At 67.5% G+C, this 18,974-nt stretch carries 20 protein-coding genes; 3 read left to right on the forward strand and 17 right to left on the reverse strand.

All coding sequences use genetic code 11. From position 1 onward, the window contains the following. Positions 1-11: 11 nt before the first annotated feature. The 8 genes from OID54_RS23545 to OID54_RS23580 all read right to left on the reverse strand — a co-directional run bounded on the left by OID54_RS23545 (position 12) and on the right by OID54_RS23580 (position 4,953). Positions 12-446: a CHC2 zinc finger domain-containing protein gene (locus OID54_RS23545; RefSeq protein WP_329022479.1), complete on the reverse strand. Its 435-nt coding sequence runs from the start codon at positions 444-446 to the stop codon at positions 12-14. A 190-nt stretch (positions 447-636) separates the two neighbouring features. Beyond that, on the reverse strand, positions 637-1,011 hold the full coding sequence (locus OID54_RS23550; RefSeq protein ID WP_329022480.1) for a hypothetical protein: 375 nt from the start codon (positions 1,009-1,011) through the stop codon (positions 637-639). A gap of 60 nt (positions 1,012-1,071) precedes the next feature. Then, the gene (locus OID54_RS23555; RefSeq protein WP_329022482.1) at positions 1,072-1,911 is read right to left on the reverse strand and encodes an AAA family ATPase; all 840 of its coding nucleotides are present in this window, start codon (positions 1,909-1,911) and stop codon (positions 1,072-1,074) included. 89 nt (positions 1,912-2,000) lie between these two features. Continuing rightward, positions 2,001-2,438, reverse strand: a complete 438-nt coding sequence (locus OID54_RS23560; protein WP_329022484.1) for a hypothetical protein — start codon at positions 2,436-2,438, stop codon at positions 2,001-2,003. A 148-nt stretch (positions 2,439-2,586) separates the two neighbouring features. After that, a complete protein-coding gene (locus OID54_RS23565) occupies positions 2,587-3,015 on the reverse strand; it encodes a hypothetical protein (protein ID WP_329022486.1) in 429 nt (142 codons plus the stop codon). Between the two features lie 66 nt (positions 3,016-3,081). Then, positions 3,082-4,020, reverse strand: a complete 939-nt coding sequence (locus tag OID54_RS23570) for a hypothetical protein (RefSeq protein ID WP_329022488.1) — start codon at positions 4,018-4,020, stop codon at positions 3,082-3,084. 2 nt (positions 4,021-4,022) lie between these two features. Then, positions 4,023-4,286, reverse strand: a complete 264-nt coding sequence (locus tag OID54_RS23575) for a hypothetical protein (RefSeq protein WP_329022490.1) — start codon at positions 4,284-4,286, stop codon at positions 4,023-4,025. A gap of 244 nt (positions 4,287-4,530) precedes the next feature. After that, positions 4,531-4,953 (reverse strand): hypothetical protein, encoded by a 423-nt coding sequence (locus tag OID54_RS23580; RefSeq protein WP_329022492.1) that lies wholly within the window; start codon positions 4,951-4,953, stop codon positions 4,531-4,533. A 268-nt stretch (positions 4,954-5,221) separates the two neighbouring features. On the opposite strand from OID54_RS23580, the gene OID54_RS23585 reads away from it, so the two are divergent. The 3 genes from OID54_RS23585 to OID54_RS23595 all read left to right on the forward strand — a co-directional run bounded on the left by OID54_RS23585 (position 5,222) and on the right by OID54_RS23595 (position 7,297). Beyond that, positions 5,222-6,049, forward strand: coding sequence for a hypothetical protein (locus OID54_RS23585; RefSeq protein ID WP_329022494.1), 828 nt, complete (start codon positions 5,222-5,224; stop codon positions 6,047-6,049). 41 nt (positions 6,050-6,090) lie between these two features. After that, positions 6,091-6,774, forward strand: coding sequence for a hypothetical protein (locus tag OID54_RS23590; RefSeq protein ID WP_329022496.1), 684 nt, complete (start codon positions 6,091-6,093; stop codon positions 6,772-6,774). A 64-nt stretch (positions 6,775-6,838) separates the two neighbouring features. Then, positions 6,839-7,297: a hypothetical protein gene (locus OID54_RS23595; RefSeq protein ID WP_329022498.1), complete on the forward strand. Its 459-nt coding sequence runs from the start codon at positions 6,839-6,841 to the stop codon at positions 7,295-7,297. A 55-nt stretch (positions 7,298-7,352) separates the two neighbouring features. On the opposite strand, the gene OID54_RS23600 is transcribed toward OID54_RS23595, so the two are convergent. The 9 genes from OID54_RS23600 to OID54_RS23640 form a co-directional block, all read right to left on the reverse strand. Further along, positions 7,353-7,562, reverse strand: coding sequence for a DUF7439 family protein (locus tag OID54_RS23600; RefSeq protein WP_329022499.1), 210 nt, complete (start codon positions 7,560-7,562; stop codon positions 7,353-7,355). Next, positions 7,559-8,380, reverse strand: a complete 822-nt coding sequence (locus OID54_RS23605) for a peptidoglycan recognition protein family protein (RefSeq protein WP_329022502.1) — start codon at positions 8,378-8,380, stop codon at positions 7,559-7,561. The genes OID54_RS23600 and OID54_RS23605 overlap by 4 nt, the downstream gene beginning before the upstream one ends. A 28-nt stretch (positions 8,381-8,408) precedes the next feature. Beyond that, positions 8,409-8,720 (reverse strand): DUF2746 domain-containing protein, encoded by a 312-nt coding sequence (locus OID54_RS23610; protein WP_329022503.1) that lies wholly within the window; start codon positions 8,718-8,720, stop codon positions 8,409-8,411. A 14-nt stretch (positions 8,721-8,734) separates the two neighbouring features. Next, positions 8,735-10,048, reverse strand: coding sequence for a tail fiber domain-containing protein (locus OID54_RS23615; protein ID WP_329022505.1), 1,314 nt, complete (start codon positions 10,046-10,048; stop codon positions 8,735-8,737). An 11-nt stretch (positions 10,049-10,059) separates the two neighbouring features. After that, on the reverse strand, positions 10,060-12,258 hold the full coding sequence (locus OID54_RS23620) for a siphovirus ReqiPepy6 Gp37-like family protein (RefSeq protein WP_329022507.1): 2,199 nt from the start codon (positions 12,256-12,258) through the stop codon (positions 10,060-10,062). Then, positions 12,258-13,103, reverse strand: coding sequence for a phage tail family protein (locus OID54_RS23625; RefSeq protein WP_329022509.1), 846 nt, complete (start codon positions 13,101-13,103; stop codon positions 12,258-12,260). The genes OID54_RS23620 and OID54_RS23625 overlap by 1 nt, the downstream gene beginning before the upstream one ends. After that, positions 13,097-17,371, reverse strand: coding sequence for a hypothetical protein (locus tag OID54_RS23630; RefSeq protein ID WP_329022511.1), 4,275 nt, complete (start codon positions 17,369-17,371; stop codon positions 13,097-13,099). The genes OID54_RS23625 and OID54_RS23630 overlap by 7 nt, the downstream gene beginning before the upstream one ends. Positions 17,372-17,751: 380 nt before the next feature. After that, positions 17,752-18,090, reverse strand: coding sequence for a phage tail assembly protein (locus OID54_RS23635; RefSeq protein ID WP_329022513.1), 339 nt, complete (start codon positions 18,088-18,090; stop codon positions 17,752-17,754). 105 nt (positions 18,091-18,195) lie between these two features. Further along, the gene (locus tag OID54_RS23640) at positions 18,196-18,954 is read right to left on the reverse strand and encodes a phage tail tube protein (RefSeq protein WP_443055665.1); all 759 of its coding nucleotides are present in this window, start codon (positions 18,952-18,954) and stop codon (positions 18,196-18,198) included. Between the last annotated feature and the right edge of the window lie 20 nt (positions 18,955-18,974).

Consider the following 18,974-nt stretch of genomic DNA (forward strand, 5'->3'; position numbering starts at 1 on the left):
GGAAGGGGATGTCAGCGACGACGCCAAGCCGGTGTATAGCCGCCTGATCGCGGCCTATTCCTCGGTCGAGCAGATACCGTGCGGCTTCCCGCGTAAGAGCTTCCTGATAGCTCGCCGTTGCTTCCTCCATCATCTCGCGCTGCGAGTCCGAGAGAGGCTGCAAGGGACTTCGCTCCGACAAAGGTGATCTCTTTCTGGTTCACGACGGTTTCATAGCGGATGATGAACTCGTACACGTCCCCTCCGGCGCCACAGGAGTGACATTTCCAGAGCTGTCGGTTGAGGTTGTACGAGAATGACGGCGTGCCGTCCTCATGGAAGGGGCAGCACGCCATCCCGATGGCTCGTTCCGGGTTGAAGTCGAGCCCGTAGTGCTCGTAGGCGGCCTCCAGCAGAGGCTTCTCGTCGGCTGGCGCTCTGTCGTGGTCAACGCGGGTGTACTTCACGGGAGCATCCAATCCAGGTCGGCAATGGGAACCTGGTATAGCTCCTCGACAGCCATCATCAGCGGCCCGTCGAATTCAGGGTCATTGAGGCAGTCGAGGAATGCCTCGAAAGCCCAATCGGGAGCGTCTAGCTGACACCCCCCGATGTTCGTCACCGAGGGGGTCTTTCGGTCTCGTGTGAGAATTCTGATCATTCGGGGTCCAGGTCGAAATACTCTTCGACCGTAGTGAGGACGAAAGCCTTCCTCCAGCTCTTTCCGCGACGCTTGACCACGACGATGGACTCTACGATTTCAGGGTCTATCCCACGGTGCTTGGAAAAGTTTTCCCGCTCGCGCATTGCCTCGTCAAGAAAAGGCCCCGGCTCGAACTTCGCATTCTTGGCCTCGATGAGCAGGAAGGCGCCGTCCGCTTCCCGAATGACGAGGTCTCCCTCGTCTTCCGCCCCGGCCAGGCGCAGGCTCTCGACGTCCTCTCCAGCGGCCCGCAGCCCCTCCCGGAGGTCCGTCTCCCACTGGGCGCCCTTGCGCCGGTTCGACCGGTTGCGGCTTGTCACGTTAGTCACAGGTTGACACCTTGTCTCGAAATAATGCCCGCACTTGCGGGCGAGTTACATGTTAACAGGCTAAGCGGCGTCGAGGATCTTCGTGGGGGACCAAGGCCGCGTCGGCGACGCGGCGGGTACCAGCTTCTCCAGCCTGGAGAACTGAGTGATCTCCGGGTGACAGCGCATGGTCGCGTAGCGTTTCCCTGTCGGGTCGCACGGGCCCATCCTTTGCTTGATCACGGCCACCCGGTACTCGTGCGAGGTCGGGTCAAGGGCCACGCTCAAGCTCAGCTCAGGCTTTTCGCTGAGCCCACCTTTGACCTGGTCGCGGGATGGCGGAGCCCACGGATCACTCTTGGCCTCCCACGACTTGTCGGAAGCGTGATGCAGAACGATCACCGTGGCACCGGTCGCGCGGGCCAGCTCGGTCAGTCCGCTCATCACAGCCATCTGTGCGGTGTAGTCCGACTCGGCCTCGGCGAAGTCCATGAGGTTGTCGCAGACAACGACCTGGGGGAACGCGTCCCACAGCTCGACGTGGGCCTCCAGCTCCTCGTCGATGGCCTCCCAGGTGATCGGGCTGCCGAACGCGAGCGTCAAAGGGATGCCGCTGAGCGCGTCGATGTAGTGGGCGCGGTGTCGGCCGCCGGCCGCCATCCCTGCCTCCACCATCGCGGTCGTGTCGCCTGTCATCATTGAGGCGAGTCGGGAGCTGGCTGTGAATGCGCTCATGTCCGCGCTGAGGTACAGCGTGGGCAAGCGCATCTGAGTGACCCAGTAGAGGGCGAAGCCGCTTTTCTGCGTGCCGCTTCTCCCCGCGATCATCACCACCTCTCCATGGCGAGGGCGACAGCCCAGGCCGTACAGCGCCTCGAAGGCGGGGACCCGGGGCAGCTCCTTGCCGCTTTCCGCGTTCATCGTGAGCGATCTTGCTGGGGTAAGCAGGGGATTCTCCTTACAGGGAGGGGCGGGCCGCGGACGGCGGCCCGCCCCGTCTATCCAGTCGTTCAGTCGAAGGCGGGCGCGGTCGCCGCGGCCTGCGTCACAGCGCTCTCGCGACGGGTGGCGTAGTCGATGACCTTCTGGCGCACGGCTGCGTCGTTCACGGGCCTCCACACCCACGCGGGGTGGGACCCCGGACGCTTCGGCGGAATCTGGTCGACCGTAACGATGGTCGCGGCGCCGACCATGCCTTCCAGGTCACGAGCGAGGAGTGTCTGCTCAACTCGCGTGGACGCGTTGATCTCGGGGGCGAGGGCGTCGAGAGCCTCGCGGTCCTTGAACACGGAGATCGTGCACAGCGCCGAGTCCTTCGGGCCGTTGGGGGTGGGGCGCTGGCGCTCGAAGTCGGCGACCTCGACCAGGATGGCCGGGGCGCCCTGGTGGTCGACGGGCTTGAACCAGCCGCCACCGACGGTGGGGATGTCCTTGAAGGTGAGGGTCAAAGGTTTGTCTCCTTGGGTTATTCGTTTGAGGGACGGGCGGCAACCCGCTCTGGGGCGAGATGGCGCTGGCGAACGGTCGCGCCCCGGGCCCAGATCGAGGCCGCGAGCCAGGTCGCGGCGAAGGCCACAGGCAGGGCGGGATGGCGGATCACGTGAGGGCTCGCCCCTTGGCCTTGTAGGCGGCCATCACCGACGGTTCTGCGAACGCCGCCTGGTTCGCGGCCCAGAGTCGCTGGAGGTCAGCGACGCTCTTCTGACGCTCGATCTCGGCGACGATCCAGGCGCTTCCGCTGGAGGGCGCGGACTCCTGGGCCTGGTTCCAGGGGTCCTCTTTCCCTTCCGGGTCGGCGGGGGCTTCGGGCGGGACGATCCGACCGCCGAGAATGCCGGCGATATCCCCCGTCCCGTGCGCGATGCTGGTTGCCTCGACGATCAGCTCTGAGAGTGTCAGGTTAGTTACATGTTGACATTCGAAGCCAAAGAAGTCGATGATCTGGGCGCGCACATCTGCCGGTGGGCCATGAAAGGCGACCTGCGTGTCCTGGTAGCTCTGGCCGTACTTGATGGTCACGCTCACGCCGTGGTGCTGCTGACTCACTCGCTCCCTCTCTCTGCTAGTTACATGTTAACACTTGTGGCGCGGCTATGCGGCGGCAGGCGCGGTGACGCCGGTCACCCACGGGAGCATCGCATCCTTGCGGCTTCGGGTGGTCCGCACCTCCAGGGCCAGGCGCGCGGCGGCCCATCCGACCTGAAGGTCGACCCAGTGCAGTGTGCAGTGGCCGGAGCCTGCGGGCAGGTGGATGATCACACCCCACTGCTGCGACACCTTGGGGAGTGCGCTGTACGCCCGCGCCGCCTCTTGCGGGGGGACGATCCGCCTCTTCCACGTCGCGAACGCTTTCGGATCTGCGGGGTCGACGGGCCAGAGGGTGTGGTCGTAGACCTCGCCTCGGCTGTAGACGGCGAGCTGCATCGCCATCTTCAGCTTCCCGTACTCCACGCTGCCGGTCTTGATGTCGCCGATGAACAGGCCCTCGATGTGCTCGCCGTGCGGGCCCGGCCCTGCGTATGCAAGGGCCCGGTCGAGGGTGCCGGCCGTCCCCAGCTCGGGCACGACGACGAACTTCTCCACAGCTTTCACCTCGAAGACGGAGGTCTTCGTCAGGTATGCCGCCATGTCGCTGAGATCACTGTCCGGAGTGTCGAGAGGCAACGGCTCGCCCCTGTCGACACGCTCGGAGAGGGTGTGCAGATGGGTCCCTCGTTCGCGCTTCACGCTGGCTCCCGCGATGTCCTGCGCCTGCTGGGCGAGTGCGTTCAGCCTGCGCTTGTCCGCAGGGGCGGCCGGGTCGAGCTGCCGCGCCGCATCCAAAAGGGCGGGCCGGGCGGCTGCCCCCAGCAGGGTCATGCGGGACCGCCAGTCGGACAACGCGGCCTTGTCCTCTATGCAGTCGATGAAGGTCGTGGTCCTGGTGAGGGGTACCGGCTTGCCCCCCTGCTTCGGTATGACGAGTGGGCGCCCCCATCCGTCCCGGGGGATGTCCGGCGCTGCCGGTGCGATGTTCACAATGCGCAGCAAGGTTAAGCGGCTCCTTCGAAGTTGAACACGCGGGCCAGGTCCATGCGGATGCGGCCGTCGTCAAGGAAGTACGGGTCCCCCTCGCCTTCCTCCAGTGGCGCCAGACCGAGGGCTTGGGCGGCCTGGAGGGCTGAGCGCACCGCCTTCGGCCTTACGCCCCGGTCGAGGGTCAGGTGGTAGTGCCACTGGTCCTCGTCGACATACAGCACTGCGCCCGGAACAGGTGCAATGTGCAGGGTGCCCGCCAGGGGCACGGTTGCGCTCATCGGGTGGTGGTCTTTCTGTAAACCTGTAACTAACACCGTTCTATGCCCTGCGTTAGTCAGGTGTCAACCTGTAGCACGATCCTGACCCCCTCGCTCCAAGTCTTCTGACGGATCGCCTGGCGGCATCCGGCTGAGCTGATCCACCGTAAGGGGAATATGAGCTTCCGTTTCTCCGCCTCAAGAATGAAAAACCCCCCGCCGGGGCTCCGACGGGGGGACGATGCGAGGGGGAGGGGGATAGGCGTCACTCGGGAGGGTGGATCAGCTCGTCATCCCCATCAGATCGGGGGACGTAGAACCAACCCGACTCGGTGTCTGGGTCGTAATGGACGACGAGATCCTTCCGCTCCAACTCAGTCTTCCAGCTGGCCAGACGCTTTTCGTCCTCCTTGGTCAGCTCCTTGCCTGCCAGGCGTCGACCCTCGGCCCTCAGCATCATCACCGGGTACTCGTACCGGTGCTCCTCCCGCACCTTCCACGGGATCAAGTCGGTGTTGCGTACGTTCCGGGTGGGGATCTTCTTGCGCCGACGATAGGTCGACCACATGGATCGCGTGGTCTCTACGTTGTACTTCGTCTTGTATCGCTCGATAATCTCGTCGTAGGGGACGCCCGACCTCAGCCATTTCATAGCCTCGTTGTCGTCTTGCACCTTCTTGGCACCCACGGGCCCTCCTCCCTCGGTGTCAGCCTGTGATCAACTCATGGTTGCGCAAAGTTGACGGCTGTGTCAAGCTGTAACCTCACAAGATCGTCAGCGGCACAACACGCTGCGAGAAACAGAGCAGGCCCCGGAAGCGCTGGAAACGCCTACCCGGGGCCCCGACCGACCTGCGCTGGAACGCTGGCCGGTCACCACACGTAGGAGATGAGACCTCCCAGTGCGTATCAAGCGTACCCCCAGGCGTGCATCCTTCACGGTCCTGGGAAACGACGTGCTTCGCGACTCCCGACTGTCCTTCACCGCCCGGGGCATCCTGGTCTACCTGCTGAGCCTTCCGGACGGTGCTGACATCGATGTCCGCAAGCTGGCCGACCGACACCCTCGCGTTGGCCGACGCGGAGTGCAGTCCGCCGTGGACGAGCTGATCGCGGCCGGTTACTACGTCCGGCGCACCCGACGGGATGACCATGGCCGTCTGCGCACCGAGACTTTCGTGACCGACACCCCGCAGGTCCGCGTCGCCGCATCCGACCACCAGCCGGGAACCGGTGATCCGGGAACCCAGGCCGCAGGAACGCTCCCTTCGGTCGACAAGAACTCCGGAAAGAACGAGGACAAGACCCCTCCCGCCTCCCCTCCGAGGGAGGGCGGAGACGAGCACCTGACCCAGGCGTCCCGACTCCTCGCCCGCCTCGCGGCGGTCGACAGCCGACTCCGCCTCTCAGGCAAGCAGGTGACCGCCCTCGCACCCTTTGCGGCTGAGTGGCTGCGCCGTGGTGCCACCGTTGCGGAGCTGACGGACGCCCTCTGCCAGGGCCTTCCCACCCGCGTGTACTCCGCGGCACGGCTCGTCGGCGACCGGCTGCACAGAAAACTGCCCGACCCTCGCCGCCAGTGGCAGAGCTACGCCGATTGCGCAGGTGACTGCGGTCGACCCCTCCCCGCAAACCAGGACCAGGGCATCTGTGCGGCCTGCGCCGGACTCGCCCCCACCCCTGAGCCGACGCCCACACCGGGCTCCGCCGCCGACCTCACCGGAGCCGGGGCGCAACTCGTCGCGTCCATCCGCGCCCGCCGAGCGCTGACCGCACGCGCCTGAGCCTCCCCCCGCACGCCCCGCAGCTCGACAGGACCAGCGCCATGCCCGAACGTACTCGCCTGCCCCGCTACGCCCCCGCCGTGGGTCGCTTTGTACTCGTTATCGCTCTCGCTATGTCCGCGCCAGGTGAGTACCAACTCGCTCGCGCCGCCGGATGGGGGCCTCTGACCGCTGCCGGAATGCCGGCCTGCATGAGCGTCTACGCCTGCTTCGCAGTCTGGTTCGTCGAGACCCGGAAGAAGGGCGAGAAGGGCCACAGCACCGCCGTCGCGGGCGCGGTAGGCGCCCTGTCCATGGTCGTTGTCGGGCAGATCGTCGCCCACTGGATAGCCGCTGGGTACATGTACTCGTCCATGACGTTGACGGCCGCAGTCTCCACCGTTCCGGGCATAGTCGCGGGCCATGTCGCTCACATGATCATCCGCGCCCGGGTGCCGGGGGACGCACGTCCCCAGGAACCAGAAGAGCAGGAGGACCAGAGCCACGAGACAGGCGAAGCGCCGGTGCAGCCCACCTTGGATGGCGAGTGCGAAGCCGACGAGGTGACGCGGGCACGAAAGAGGCGCCCCGGCCGCCCCGGACCGAGCCTTGACGAACTACGTGCGGCTGCCGAGGCCATCGCAGAGGCCGGGGAGAAGGTCACCGGCCCCGCCCTCGCGAAGTTCATGGGCCGAGACCGCCGCCAAGGCTCCCGATACCTGACAAAGCTCAACAAGGCAGCCTGACCGCACGCCCCCTCGCCGTACGGGACAATCCAGACCCGATCCGTACGGCGAGGAGACATCACGAGTGGAAATCGAAGTGACCACGACCCTGATCATCTGCGACGTCTGCGAACGGCGCGATGCTCCCGCCTACCGGTACACGATCACAGTCGGAGACAGTCCACCAGTACGGCGGGACCTCTGCGCACAGGACGCCGAGCCCATCGTGGCGGTGTTCGGCCTCCGTATCTCGGAGGCTGCGCTCTCGGCGCTGCCAGACGACCAGCCTGACATCACCGACACGGAGGGAGCGTCGGCCGATGACGAAGAGCCAGCACCCGCCGCCCCGAAGAAGGCCGCCGCGAGGAAGGCCGCAGTCAGCAAGACAGCGGCCGAGAAGACCTCTCCACGGAAGGCCGCCGCGAAGAAGACGGCAGCCAACGCAAGCCGGAGAGGGAGCCGTCGTGGGCCGGGCGGGGCCCCGGTCATGACCCTGGAGGAAATCGAGGCCATGAAGAAGGGGACCGCGCCGTCGGACGACTGAAACAGAAGAAGAGCCCCCGCCGACCGTTGACTGGTCTGCGGGGGCTTTGAGGGTTCTACCCCTGGGGCTCGCTCTCGTCCGGCGCCACGACACCGAGGGCGGTAAGGAGCTGAATGATGACAGCCACCTCCGGAGAGTCTGCGTACACGATGGCGGCGACGCTGACGAGCACGCCGAGAGCGGCGAGAGCCGCTCCGACGCGAGAGCGGTAGCGGACAGGCAAGGAGGCTACGAGAGCGGCCATCGGACCGCGCAGCTTACTCATCGGCGTCCCGCCTGCTTCTGGAGGGCGGCGAAGCCCTTCGGCCCGATCCGCGGGTCGTGGGCCACGCCAGCCGAGCGGTGCTTCGGGTTTCGGTCGTGCCAGCGGGCGACGGCACGCTGGGTCTCCGGGCCGTACAGGTCGGTGACGGCGCCCTTGATCGGCCCGTGGCCGGTCTTGATGAGGAGCTGTTGAAGGTCGCGGACCTGGGCGTGCCGGGCCCCGGGCCGTACGCCGCTGTGGAGAGCGACGATCTTCGAGGAGGGCTTCGGGGCGGGTGGCTTCGGCTTCACCGTTCCGCCCGGGGCGGGCATTCCGGCCTTGACCCAGGCGTAGAGGGGGCCGCCGGGGCAGAGCGTGGGGATGCCGTCCTTGTGGCCGCGCTTGGCGAGGGTCCGGCCGGTGCGCCGGCACGCCTCGTCGTACAGGGTCCGCGCCGAGCGGAGAGCCGCGTCGGACGGCTTCTGGTCACCTCCGATCGCGATCTGGACACCAATCCCGGTCCGGTTGTGACCGGGGCAGTGTGCGCCCTGATGGCCCCAGCCGCGCCCCTCGTAAATGGTCCCGTTCTGGTCGATCACGAAGTTGTAGCCGATGCCGGACCACTTCTGGGCGAGGTGGGCACGCTCGATGGCCTTCGGCACCGACGGTCCGGTCCGGCCCACGGAGTGGGCGCCGTCGTAGTGGATGAAGAACTCGCGTCGTTCCTGGAGCGGGACAGAGCCGGGGGTGCTGGTCCAGGGCTTTGCGCCCCAGGTCTTTCGGGACGTGATGCTGATGGTCAGGGGTGCCTCCGGGCATGAAGAAGGCCCCCGGGGCATCCGGGGGCCTGGCGGGGTGGGGCGGGGGTTAGATGTCCCGTGGGACAGAAGTCAGGTGTTGGTCGAGACGTTCGGCGACCGCGAGCCGCTCGGCGCGTTCGTGGGCCACCTCGGTACGCAGGTGCCGGATGTCCCGGCCGTGTTCGGCCTGGCCTTCGAGGACTTGGTCGAGTCCGGCGATCACGCGGTCGAGGTCGTCCCGCAGGTTGCTGGAGTGGTCGTTGGAGACCTGGTCGCGGACTTCGCCGAGGGCGGCGCCCTGGCGGCGCACCAGCTCGACGAGAACGCCGACGAGTGCGGCGGTGACGACTCCTCCGGCAGAGACGAGGGCGACCTGCACGGTGGGGTCGAGGGTCAGGACGACTCCCCGATGCGGGCCTCCAGTGCCGCGATGCGGGCCTCCTGGGCCTTCACGACGGACACGAGGGCGACAGACAGGAGGTCGTACCGCAGGCCGTCGACCTCCCCGTCCAGGTAGTTGATGAGCCAGGGGAGATGTGTCTCGACCTCCTCGGCGATGAGTCCCACCTCGCCCTCGCGGCCCTTGGCGACCGTGCCGTCCTCGGCCGTCTGGTCCTTCCGGTCGTAGATCACGGGACGAAGGGACAGAACCGCGTCGGGACTGATCTCGTAGTCCCTGATGTTCTGCTTGAACTTTCGCGAGCTGACGTTGCGGGCGAAGGTCCCGTCCCCCTGGACCCAGACGGCGTAATACGTCCCGGAGCCGCTCACGCTGTCGTTGTGAACGCGCTTCGTTCCGTTGGCCCACGCGATCGTGTCCCCGGACTCCAGATACGAGCCGTGCGAGTGCGAGGACGGGGGAAAGCTGCCGGGCCTGCCGGTGATGCTGGACCACGAGTGCGCATGGGAGGAAGGGGCGAAAGTGGAGGGACGGCCGGTGATGTTGTCCCAGTCGTGCCCGTGCGAAGACGGGGGAAAGGACGACGGCTTGCCGGTGACCTGGGTCCAGCTGTGGGTGTGCGCGGCGGGAGGAAGACTCGACGGGGCATCGCTGATGTCCGCCCACCTGTGTGTATGGGCGGTGGGGACGAAACTGTTCGGCTTGCCGGTGAGGCTGGCCCAGTCGACCGTGGAGACGAGCGGCGACCACGCGGTGCCGGTCCAGAACTCCCAGGTCGAGCTGTCCGTGTTCAGGCCGAGGCGTCCCCGGCGGGGTCCGGTCGGGCGGGTCGCGGTCGTCCATGTACCGATCCGGTGTCCCACGACGGGACGGGTCGAGACGATGTCCCCGGCGCTGATCGTGGTGGCGTTCGCGGCGACGGTGAACTGGGCGAGCGGCAGCTCGAAGACGGCGGTGTCGGTCTGGGTCAGGGACGGCGGGGCCGATGTCCCGGCCGTACCCGTCTTCACGGCGAGGCCGATCGAGTTGGCGGCGGGGTCGAGCCGCAGAACGACCCGGTCGACGCGGCTGGAGGTGCCGGCCGCCGGGACGGGGAGGGTCTCGGTCGCCGTCGAGTGCACCATGTGCCCGCGCAGGATGGCGGTACCGGACTGGACGGTGACCGCGAGCCCGCTACCGGGGGCGACCTGGAATCCGGCCGAGTCGGCTGAGGCGACTACGCCGGAGTCCTGGAACTCCCGGAACAACCGGCTGAACTCGGTCTCGGTGACGGCCTGGCCGTCGAAGGGGTAGGCGGTGATCGCCAAAGAGGGGCTCCTTAGAGGGCTGCGCCCGCGTCCTCGACGACCAGGGTGGAGAGGCCGCCCGGTAGGAAACGGACCTGCCCGTAGGTGGCTGCCGGGCGGCGCGCGTAGAGGGTGACTCCGATGGTCACGGGGCCGGGCGGGGGGTTGTTGATGTAGCAGGCCATGTCGAGACCTGTGGACGTGAGCGAGTCGTCGTCGAAGGTCGTGCTGTAGAAGTCGCCGACCATCCGGCTGTTGGTGGTCACGGAGGTGCCGGACGCCCATCGGACAGTCGTGTAGGCAGTCTGCTTGGCGTACCGGAGCGTGGCGTGGTCTCCGGTGCCGTCGGTGTCGACGGACGCGACCCGGAGCGCGACCTTGTAGCAGCGGCCCGCCTCTGCGGTGAACTGCTGGGTATAGACGACGGTCGCGGAGTCCCCGACATACGGGGTGGTACCGAGTTCCTGCATGGCGACGACGCCCTTGGCCGACTTCTCGTTGTGGGCCGAGGTGCGCCACGCGGTCCAGCCGGAGGCGCTGCTCCCGGAACGGGTCCACTCCTCGGTGACGGTGGGGCTGAGCCGTAGCCAGGTCTGGTGGGCGTATGTCGCGCTCGCGGGCCGGATGGTGCGCAGGACGCCGTACCGGCTGCCGGTGCCGAAGGCCCAGCCCCCGGCCGCTGCTTCGGCGGACTCCAGCACGAGGGTCGATGTGCCGAAGGGGTACGCGGACGGCAAGGACGACTGCGTGACGGATGTCGGGGTCAGCGTGTGCTCGAAGGCGGTCTGCCGCCAGGGCGACCAGCCGGAGGCTTGGCCACCGCGTACCCACACTTCGTGCGACGTGCTGCCGGAGTGGACGCGGCGCCAGGTCTGGAGAGCGTCGCCGCCTGCCCACACCTGGGTCTCGACGATGCCCCACTTCCCGGCGAAGTCCCATCCGCCGACCGTGGACGCCTCCGCGCTCAAGTAGAACTGGACGGTCTCACCCTGGGGGTAGCCGCTGGGCGGAGTGGCCTGGGTGATGCCCGTGTACGACGGACTGATCACGCGCGGACCGGGCGGAGTGGCCTCCGCCGTCCGCTCCAGCGAGGAGACCCGCGACTCCAGCCCCGTGTGAGCGGAGGCGGCTGCCGCGTCGGCCGACAGCGGCGCCGGGTCCCCCAGGGCCGCGCCGAGCCGGTATCCGTCCTCGGTGACCTTCAGGACCATGCCCGTGACGACGGCTGCCATCTCGGTGCCGCCGACAATGACCGTCACCCGGTCCCCGAGACCCCAGTCCTTCCCGAAGGTCAGCGCGGAGTCCTCCATGGGTACGGCCTGCGCCGATCTCAGGGTGGCGCCCCCGTCGGCGAGGGCCTCGGTGCCCTTCTGGGTGAGTTCGGCGGTGTCCTTGGAGGAGCGCTCGTCGATGAACCGCTCGATGCGGCGGCCCCAGTCGGCCTCGGAGGCGATGGAGCCCGGGTTGTCGACGGGGACGACGACGCGGTGAGAGCCGTCTCCGTCGCCACCGACGATCACCCGCGTCTTCTGCGGAGTGGAGGTGGAGGTCCGCTGTCCTGCGAGGGTGTTGTTCACGACGCCGAGCCGGGTGTCCTTCGTGCGGTCGGCGACCGCGTACGTCTCGAACACGAGCTGCGGCCCCCGCTGGACGATCCGGAAGCCGAGGTTGTTCGGTTCGGCCAGTTCCTTGCACAGCTCGCCGAGCGGCTGGAAGCGCGGGCTCTTGGAGACGATGCCGCCGCGCTTGCCGTTGGTCCCCAGGGTCAGACCGGCCCGGCGCCTGGCGGCCGGGGCGTTGGGGCCGCAGTTCGCCGAGACGTAGTAGTGCATCAGCGTCTCGGCCGCGTCCGTCTTGTCGTCGGTTCCGACCGTCTGCGTGGCCGCGTCGCCGTTGGACGGCTGGGGCCAGGCGAGCATGTCGGCCAGGATCACCGTGTCGTCCACGCCCTCAACCGTCAGGGTGCCGAGCGGGTCGGTCGCGGTGACGGCGCTCTCGGTGCGGGTGACCGGTCCGGAGAACAGCACGTCCGTCGGGCCGGTGACGATCAGGCCCGCGCCGGGCGTCGACAGCACGTCGGCCAGGGGGTGATCGGCGCCGAGCTGGAGTTTCCAGGTGCCGACGTTGTTGTGGATGTTCTCCGCTTCGAGCAGCAGGAGATCCGCGGGGATGGTCCCGACGCGCGACAGAGACTTGTCGCGCACCTCGACCAGGAGGTCATCCTGCTTCATTAGATGACCACCCACTTCCGGGGACGCCAGGAGACGACGATCCGCGAGGCGGCCGTCGTGTTCAGCAGAGCGACAGAGGCTGTCGAAGTCCCCGGTGGGACCGACCAGAACCGGGGGGCGGTGGCGAGGTAGCGGTAGACGTTGGCGCCGGAGCCGTCACGGACGATGCCCGCGCCCATGTCGACGGTGATGCTCCCGGTCGACGTGATCGCCCCGGTGTAGTGGAGGGCCTGGCCGTCCGGCCCGATGGCCTTGAAGTTGTCGCCCGGCCCGTACACCTGGAACACGGGGTAGGCGGCCACGTCACCATCGTTGGTGAGCTGTACGTCGCCGATCGCCTGCGAGGCGGCGAGCGGCATGGCAGCGAGCGCGGAAAGGAACGGGGCGGCGGTGGCGCCGCCGATGGTGACCGTCTGCCCGGCCTCCGCCAGGAAGTACGGGCTGGGGGCGCGGAGCGTGATGACGGTCTGGGTGTCCCGCTGCCCGGCGCCCGGGTCGATCGCTCCTCCACCGGTCCATCGCACGGGGGTGCTCCAGCGGGTGCCGGTGCTGTCGGTCACCGTGAGGGTGCACTCGTCGGCCAGGACGCGCACCAGCCGGGTCACCAGCTCGGAGAGGTGCGCCCGGTCGCGGCCGACGATGTCGAGGGGGATATCGATGTCCCGGGGCAGAACCCTGCGGCCCCGGTAAGACGCGCCGTCCCCGGCGCCTTCGAGCCACTGCGCGGAGAGCTGGGGCAGACCCATGCCGGTGATCCCGGCAAGGGCCTGATAGCCCACTCCGCCCGCCTCCCCCTCGGACAGGTCCAGCGAATCCGAGGGGGAGTTGAGTGAGAGCGTTACCAACCGACCATCCTTGCCCGCGAGGCAGCCGCGAACAGCTCCTCCTCGGACGAGAGAGAGGAACTGGCGTTGCCCGCGTAGTAGTTGAGTACCTTCGACACCGGGGCCTGCTGGCCGCCGGGGCGGGCCAGACCGGTGGACACGGCCGCTGTGATCTCGCCGGACGCGCCGGTCGCGGCGCCGTGGGCCAGTGCCCGGCCGGCACGCTCGATGCGCTGCGTCTCGTCCTCGACACCGAGGCCGAACCCGCGCCCCGCGAAGGAGCCGATCCGGCGCAGCAGCCGGGATGGGCTGCGGATGTCGAGGGCCTTCTTGATCGCTGCGACCATGCTCGTGGCGATCTTGAGCATGGTCTTCTCGATGACGGCCTGCTTGGCTTCGAGGCCCTTCACCAGGCCCTCGGCGGCTGCGAGGCCCGCTTCGTACATGTGCTTCGAGGCGGTCGCCCCGGCAGCGTTGGCGTGCTTCTCCAACTCCTTCTGGAGCTGGTTGATCTCGTTCACGCCGCTGTGGCCCGCGTTGGCGATGGCGTCGGCTGCGGCGAGACCCGCCTCCGGCCCGGCCATGGCGATCTGGCCGAAGGTGGCCTGGTTGAGGCCGAGCTTCTTGAGCTTCGCCAGGACGGCCGCGAACTTCTTCGCCTGCTCGACCGCGTTCTTGAGCGAGTCGGTGATCGAGGAGAAGGAAGCGTCCTTGACCTTGGTCACGTCCCCGGTGGCTAGGACCCGGTCGGCGACCTGGGCCGCGTAGCCCCGGGCTTCCTCGCGCAGCCGGTCAAGCTGGTCGCGGGCGGCCTCCAGCCGCTTCGCTCCGGCCTCCCACTGGGCGGCCAGCTTGAGCAGCTCGGTGCGGTCCCGGTTCACCCGGTCCTTGAGCCCCTTGGACGCGTCCTTCGGGATCTTCGCCGTCAGCTCGGCGAGGGACTGCTTCACCTTGTCGTACTGCGACTCCAGACCCTTGACGAGGCCGGAGATGATGAGCCGTCCCGCGTCGTAGAGGAGTCGGGCGTCCTTTTTCGGAGGGCCCTTCCAGTCGGTCAGCTTGTCGGTGAGTTCGCCGAGCTTGCCCTTGACGGCCCCGAACATCGACTTGATGCCGTCGATGAGTCCCTGGATGAGCTTCTTGCCCGCGTCGATGAGAGTTGAGCCGAGACTTCCGAGGGCCGACTTCGCCTTGCCCGGCAGCTCCTTGAGGACTGTGAGCACGCGGCCGATGCCGTCCGAGACTGCTGTCCGCAGAGAGGTCATCGCGGTTCCGGCGACGGACTTGATCGAGTCCCAGGTGCTGGAGAAGAAGCTCTTGATCGAGTTCCAGATCGAGGACCAGATGCCCTTGATCGCATTCAGCCCGTCGTCGATGTAGCCACGGACGCCCGTCATGAAGACGCCCGCCGCACCCCTGATGCTGTTCCACAGGCCGATCGCGAAGGATTTGATTCCGTTCCAGATGTCGTCCCACAGGGACTTCACTCCGGAGAGGATCTTCTTCCCGACGCCGAGGATTCCGACGCTCAGGAAGACCATGAACAAACCCTTGATGGTGTCCCACAGGCCGGAGAGGAATCCCTTGATTCCGTTCCAGATTTGCTTCAGGCCGTCGGAGAACATCGACCAGTCGCCGGTCAGGGTTCCCTTGAAGAATCCGACGACCACCTTGAAGTAGCCGACGATGTAGTCCCAGACGCCGACGAAAATCTTCTGCAATCCCTCAAGGACATTGGCTACGCCGTTGATGGCGGTCACCAGCACGTCCAGAAAGAGCCCGGCTATGAATTCGATCGCCGGAGCCAGGATCGGCATCAGGAAATCGACTATCGCCTCCAGCGCCTCAAGGAAGGGCTGGAGCGCTTCCATGACGGCCGAGAAAGCGGCCGAAATCTGAGGCAGATATTCGGCGGCGAGCGATTGGACGACCGGGATCAGCGGCAGAATCGCAGCCGTCAAAATCCGCATCAGGATTTCGACGACGGGCTGAAGCGCCTCCGACATCACCGCGAAGGCGGCAGTGATCAGCGGGATGATCGGGGCCAGCCCGGCGACGAGGGCCTCGACGAGCGGGACGACGGCCGCGACCACCGTCATGAAAAGCGGGGTCAGCGCCGCGACGATCCCCATCAGCCCGTCACCGAGCAGCCCGATCAGCGGAAGAACCGCAGCTCCGAGCAGAGTGAACGTTTCTGCAAGGGGGGTTAGAACGGCGGCTGCGAGGGGGCCGAGGATGGCCGCGAGGGCGCCCGCGATCTCCAGCAGGGTGCCGAGGGCGGCTCCGGCCGGCATCATCGCGGGGGCGAGCGCCTCGACGGCGGACTGAATCCCGTCGAACAGGGACTTGACCCCGTCGACCACCGCGGGCTGGGACAGCGCCGAGGCGATGGCGCCGAGCGCGGTTCCGATGATCGCACCGACCTGCGGGAGGATGTCCCGCAGCAGACGGCCGAACGTCTTGAGGAACTCTTCGACCGCTGGGCCGGAAACGGTGGCGATTTCCCGCATCGCCTCATGGGCGGCGTAAAAGAGCTGCGTCAGTCCGGACTGGAACGACGGGCTGTCCACAGTCCTGTGGACACGCTCCAGCCCGCTCGCCATGGAGTCGAGCGTGGAACCCCCGGCCGCAGTCGCGGCCCGGGAGAACCCGGCGAGGATTCCGCCCGTGTGGAAAAGGACCGAGCCGAGATCCTTGAGGGCGTTAATTCCCTCGTCGATCTCCTTCTTGAGCCCGATCTCACCCTTGCGCTTCAGGAAGGCGTCGAACTTCTCCGAAATGGTGACGAACCACTGCGCCAGCTCGGGAAGATAGGAAGTGCCGACCTTCCCCAGAATGGCGATGACCGACGCGAAAGTATCCGTCCCGGCCGTCGCAATTCCGATGGACTCGGAAAGGTCCGAGAACATCTGGCCGAGCGCGGGAACGAGTGCGCCTTCGAGGCCGGTGGCGAGGCCGCCGAAAAAGCCGCCGAGCTGAGTCGCGGTCTGCTCGACCCCGTCCCGGAACTTCGGGAGCAGCTCCTCGACGAGGGAGCGGATCGGCTCCCGCGCCTTCTCCCAGAAGTTGCCCGAGATCGCGTCCTGGAGACCGGCGAGCGCCTGCTTCGCCTCCGGGATCTCCTTGTTGAAGTCCTTGAGGGCGGCGACCGTGACACCCAGGCCGACCGCGATACCGCCGAGGAGACCGGGGAGAAGGAGGGCGGTGTAGCCGATCTGCGCCAGCGACGCGGAGAGGGCGGCCAGGTTGGACGCGGCGGCGATGCCCCACCCGGCGAGGCCCGCGATGGCGGTCGCCATCGTCCCGATGACCGGCACACTCTTGTCGAGGTTGCTGATCGTCCGGCCGAGACGCTCGAACATGCTGTTGATGACCCGAGCGCCGGAGAGGGCCTGGAGCATGGAGGACGCGGTAGCCGCAGCCGACAGCCGCACCCGGGGGACCAGATGAACGATCCGGTCCCGGGCGAGCGCGGCAATGTGGGCGAAGGCCGCCATCATCCCGGTGCGGGACACCTCGGGCTCGATCTCGGCCCGCAGCCCGTCGATCCGCTCCTGGAGGTCTTCCATGTCCCGCTCGACGGCGCGGACCGCGAGCGCGTCCAGCTCGGGCGTGATCTTGGCGCGCAGCTCCCGCATCCGGGCGAACGCCGCCTCCAGCTCGCGCTTGGTCTTGGCGACGTGCGCGTGGTCCAGCTCGGGGCGGATGTCGATGCCGTCCAGCTCGGCCTGGATCTCGTCGGCGGCCTGCTGTGCGGCGGCCCGCGAAGCGGCCAGCAGATCCCGCCTGGCCTCCTCCAGCGAATCCCGGTCGAGCCGTACGGTCAGCTCGGTCTCGGCGATCCGCTCCAGCTCGCGGTCGAGACGGGCGACCGCGCTGCGGACGGACGACTCGGAGGCGCGGTCGACCTGGACGGAGACCGTCCCGATGTCGTCGAGCTGCTCCTCGAACATGTCGACGGCTGCCTGCAACGAGGCTTCGTTCAGGTCGACCTCGATGGTCGTCTCGCGCAGGGTGTCGAGCGCCCGGCGTGTGCGGGCGATGGCAGCCCGGACGGAGTCCTGGTTGTCGAGGTTGACCCGCAGTCGGAGATCCTTCATCTCCCGCTGGGCGTCGCGCCGGGCGGAGCGGGCCTGCCGGCCGAGTTCCTCGCCGTCGAGGCGGGCGTCCACCGTGACATCAAGGTCCCGCTCGATCCTCTTGAGTTTGTCCTTGAGGTCGTCCTTGAACCCGGCGGTGTCCGGCATGACCTTGACCGCGACCCGGCCGACTATGTTCGCGTCCGACAAAAGCGCCTACCTCCGCTGGAAGTGCTGGTAAATCTCCGCAACGGAGCGCGGCTTGGCCGGAGTTTCCTCCGAAGCCGTCTTTGCCTGCGGGCGCGGGTAGGCGGGAATCTTCGGGGCCTTGCCCTTTTCCCACTGCCCGGTCGCCCGAGTGTTCTGGTTGATTGCGTCGTACAAGTCGGCGGCCAGGTGGCGGTCCTGGCCCCAGCCGAATTGCTCACGGCCCCCGGACGCGAGGGCGGTTGTCAAAGAGGTGTCGGGGAGCCTCTGCACGAGCAGGAGGACGAGGGCGGGGGTGGGGCCCCGGCCCGCTATCACTTCGAGGAGATCGACGCCGAAATGAAAGAGCAGGTCCGGATAGAGCCCCTCCCCGTATTCGTCTATCAGCCGTGCGAGGCCGAGGCTTCCCCCGCCTGGGTGCTCTCCCCGTATCGGCCGAACACCTCGGCGAGGACGGCGAGATCGCCGCCGATCTCGGTGAGGAGGGAATCCGCGGCCGTCTCCGACTGGGCCACGGTGCGGATCGCCTCCGACAGAAGCGCGGCCTGGTCGGCGTCGTCGCGGACCATCTCCTCCTGGAGGCCGAGGAGCGAGTCCCGCTTGGCCTTGGTCAGCCGCAGGGGGTTGAGGAGCCGGACGGTCTCCCCGCTCACCTCGATGTCGGTGGAGCCGTACTTGCGGTCGGCGGCGGAGCGGATGTCGTCGAGGGTGTACGAAGCCAAGGGGGCAGACCTCCGGGAGCTGGGGGAAGGGGGTGAGGTGTTGCGGACCTGGTGGGGGAGGGGTCCGCGCAGGCCCTGGTCCGCAGGGGTCCGCGCAGGGAGCTGTCAGACGGCCTGGCCGGCGGCCCACGCAGTGCCGGTCCAATGGGCCTTCGCGGCGTCGCCGAGAACGACGTGCTGACCGGTGGCCCATGCCGCCGTCGGGGTGGCGATCACGGACGCGAGGGCTCCGAGATCGGCCGGAACGGTGGCCCCGTCCGGGGTGAATGCACCCGGGGACCCTGCGGTCGCGCCGGTCGCCAGGACGCCGCCGAGCGGCGTGATCGCATACGTCCACGAATTCGAGCCGTGAGCCATGGGCTTCACGCCGAGGGGGAGGCCCGCAAGGGACTCCGTATCCGCGATTGCCATGTCGTCCGCCCGGTAAATCTCCGAACGCGGCGCGTAGAAGGCGAAATGGTTCTCGCCGTCGACGAAGATGGCGAGAAACCCCGACTGTGTCGGCTCCGGATTCGTGGGAACGCCCACCGAACCATCCGGGAGAATAGGTGAGTTGGCGCCGAAGTACAGTCGAAGGGCGGCGGTGTCGAACTGCTGGAGGGTGAAAGTCATGGTCTCCGTGCGCGCCGAATATTTCGTGCGGAGAGACTTGTTCTGGAGCGATCCGATGGTGGTCGCTTCGCCGCCCTCTGACGTGATGCCGAAAACGTCCTCAAGTGAGGTATGGCCGACGGTCTGCCAGGGGGAAGTGGGGGTCAGAAGGTCGGCGGGCATAGGCGTCCCGACGGGCGCCGTAAGGTAGTTGCCACTGCCAACGACGAGCGTTGCAGAATCATTGATCGGCAAGAAGAAACGTTTCCTCAATCGGGCACAAAAAAGGGCCC

Source organism: Streptomyces sp. NBC_00690, from assembly GCF_036226685.1.
Classification (GTDB): Bacteria; Actinomycetota; Actinomycetes; order Streptomycetales; family Streptomycetaceae; genus Streptomyces.

Excerpts from the sequence above, each read along its gene's own strand:
- OID54_RS23555 (WP_329022482.1), bottom strand. The coding sequence starts at position 1,911 with ATGAACGCGGAAAGCGGCAAGGAGCTGCCCCGGGTCCCCGCCTTCGAG.
- OID54_RS23575 (WP_329022490.1), bottom strand. The coding sequence starts at position 4,286 with ATGAGCGCAACCGTGCCCCTGGCGGGCACCCTGCACATTGCACCTGTT.
- OID54_RS23590 (WP_329022496.1), top strand. The coding sequence starts at position 6,091 with ATGCCCGAACGTACTCGCCTGCCCCGCTACGCCCCCGCCGTGGGTCGC.
- OID54_RS23600 (WP_329022499.1), bottom strand. The coding sequence starts at position 7,562 with ATGAGTAAGCTGCGCGGTCCGATGGCCGCTCTCGTAGCCTCCTTGCCT.
- OID54_RS23605 (WP_329022502.1), bottom strand. The coding sequence starts at position 8,380 with ATGCCCCGGGGGCCTTCTTCATGCCCGGAGGCACCCCTGACCATCAGC.
- OID54_RS23620 (WP_329022507.1), bottom strand. The coding sequence starts at position 12,258 with ATGAAGCAGGATGACCTCCTGGTCGAGGTGCGCGACAAGTCTCTGTCG.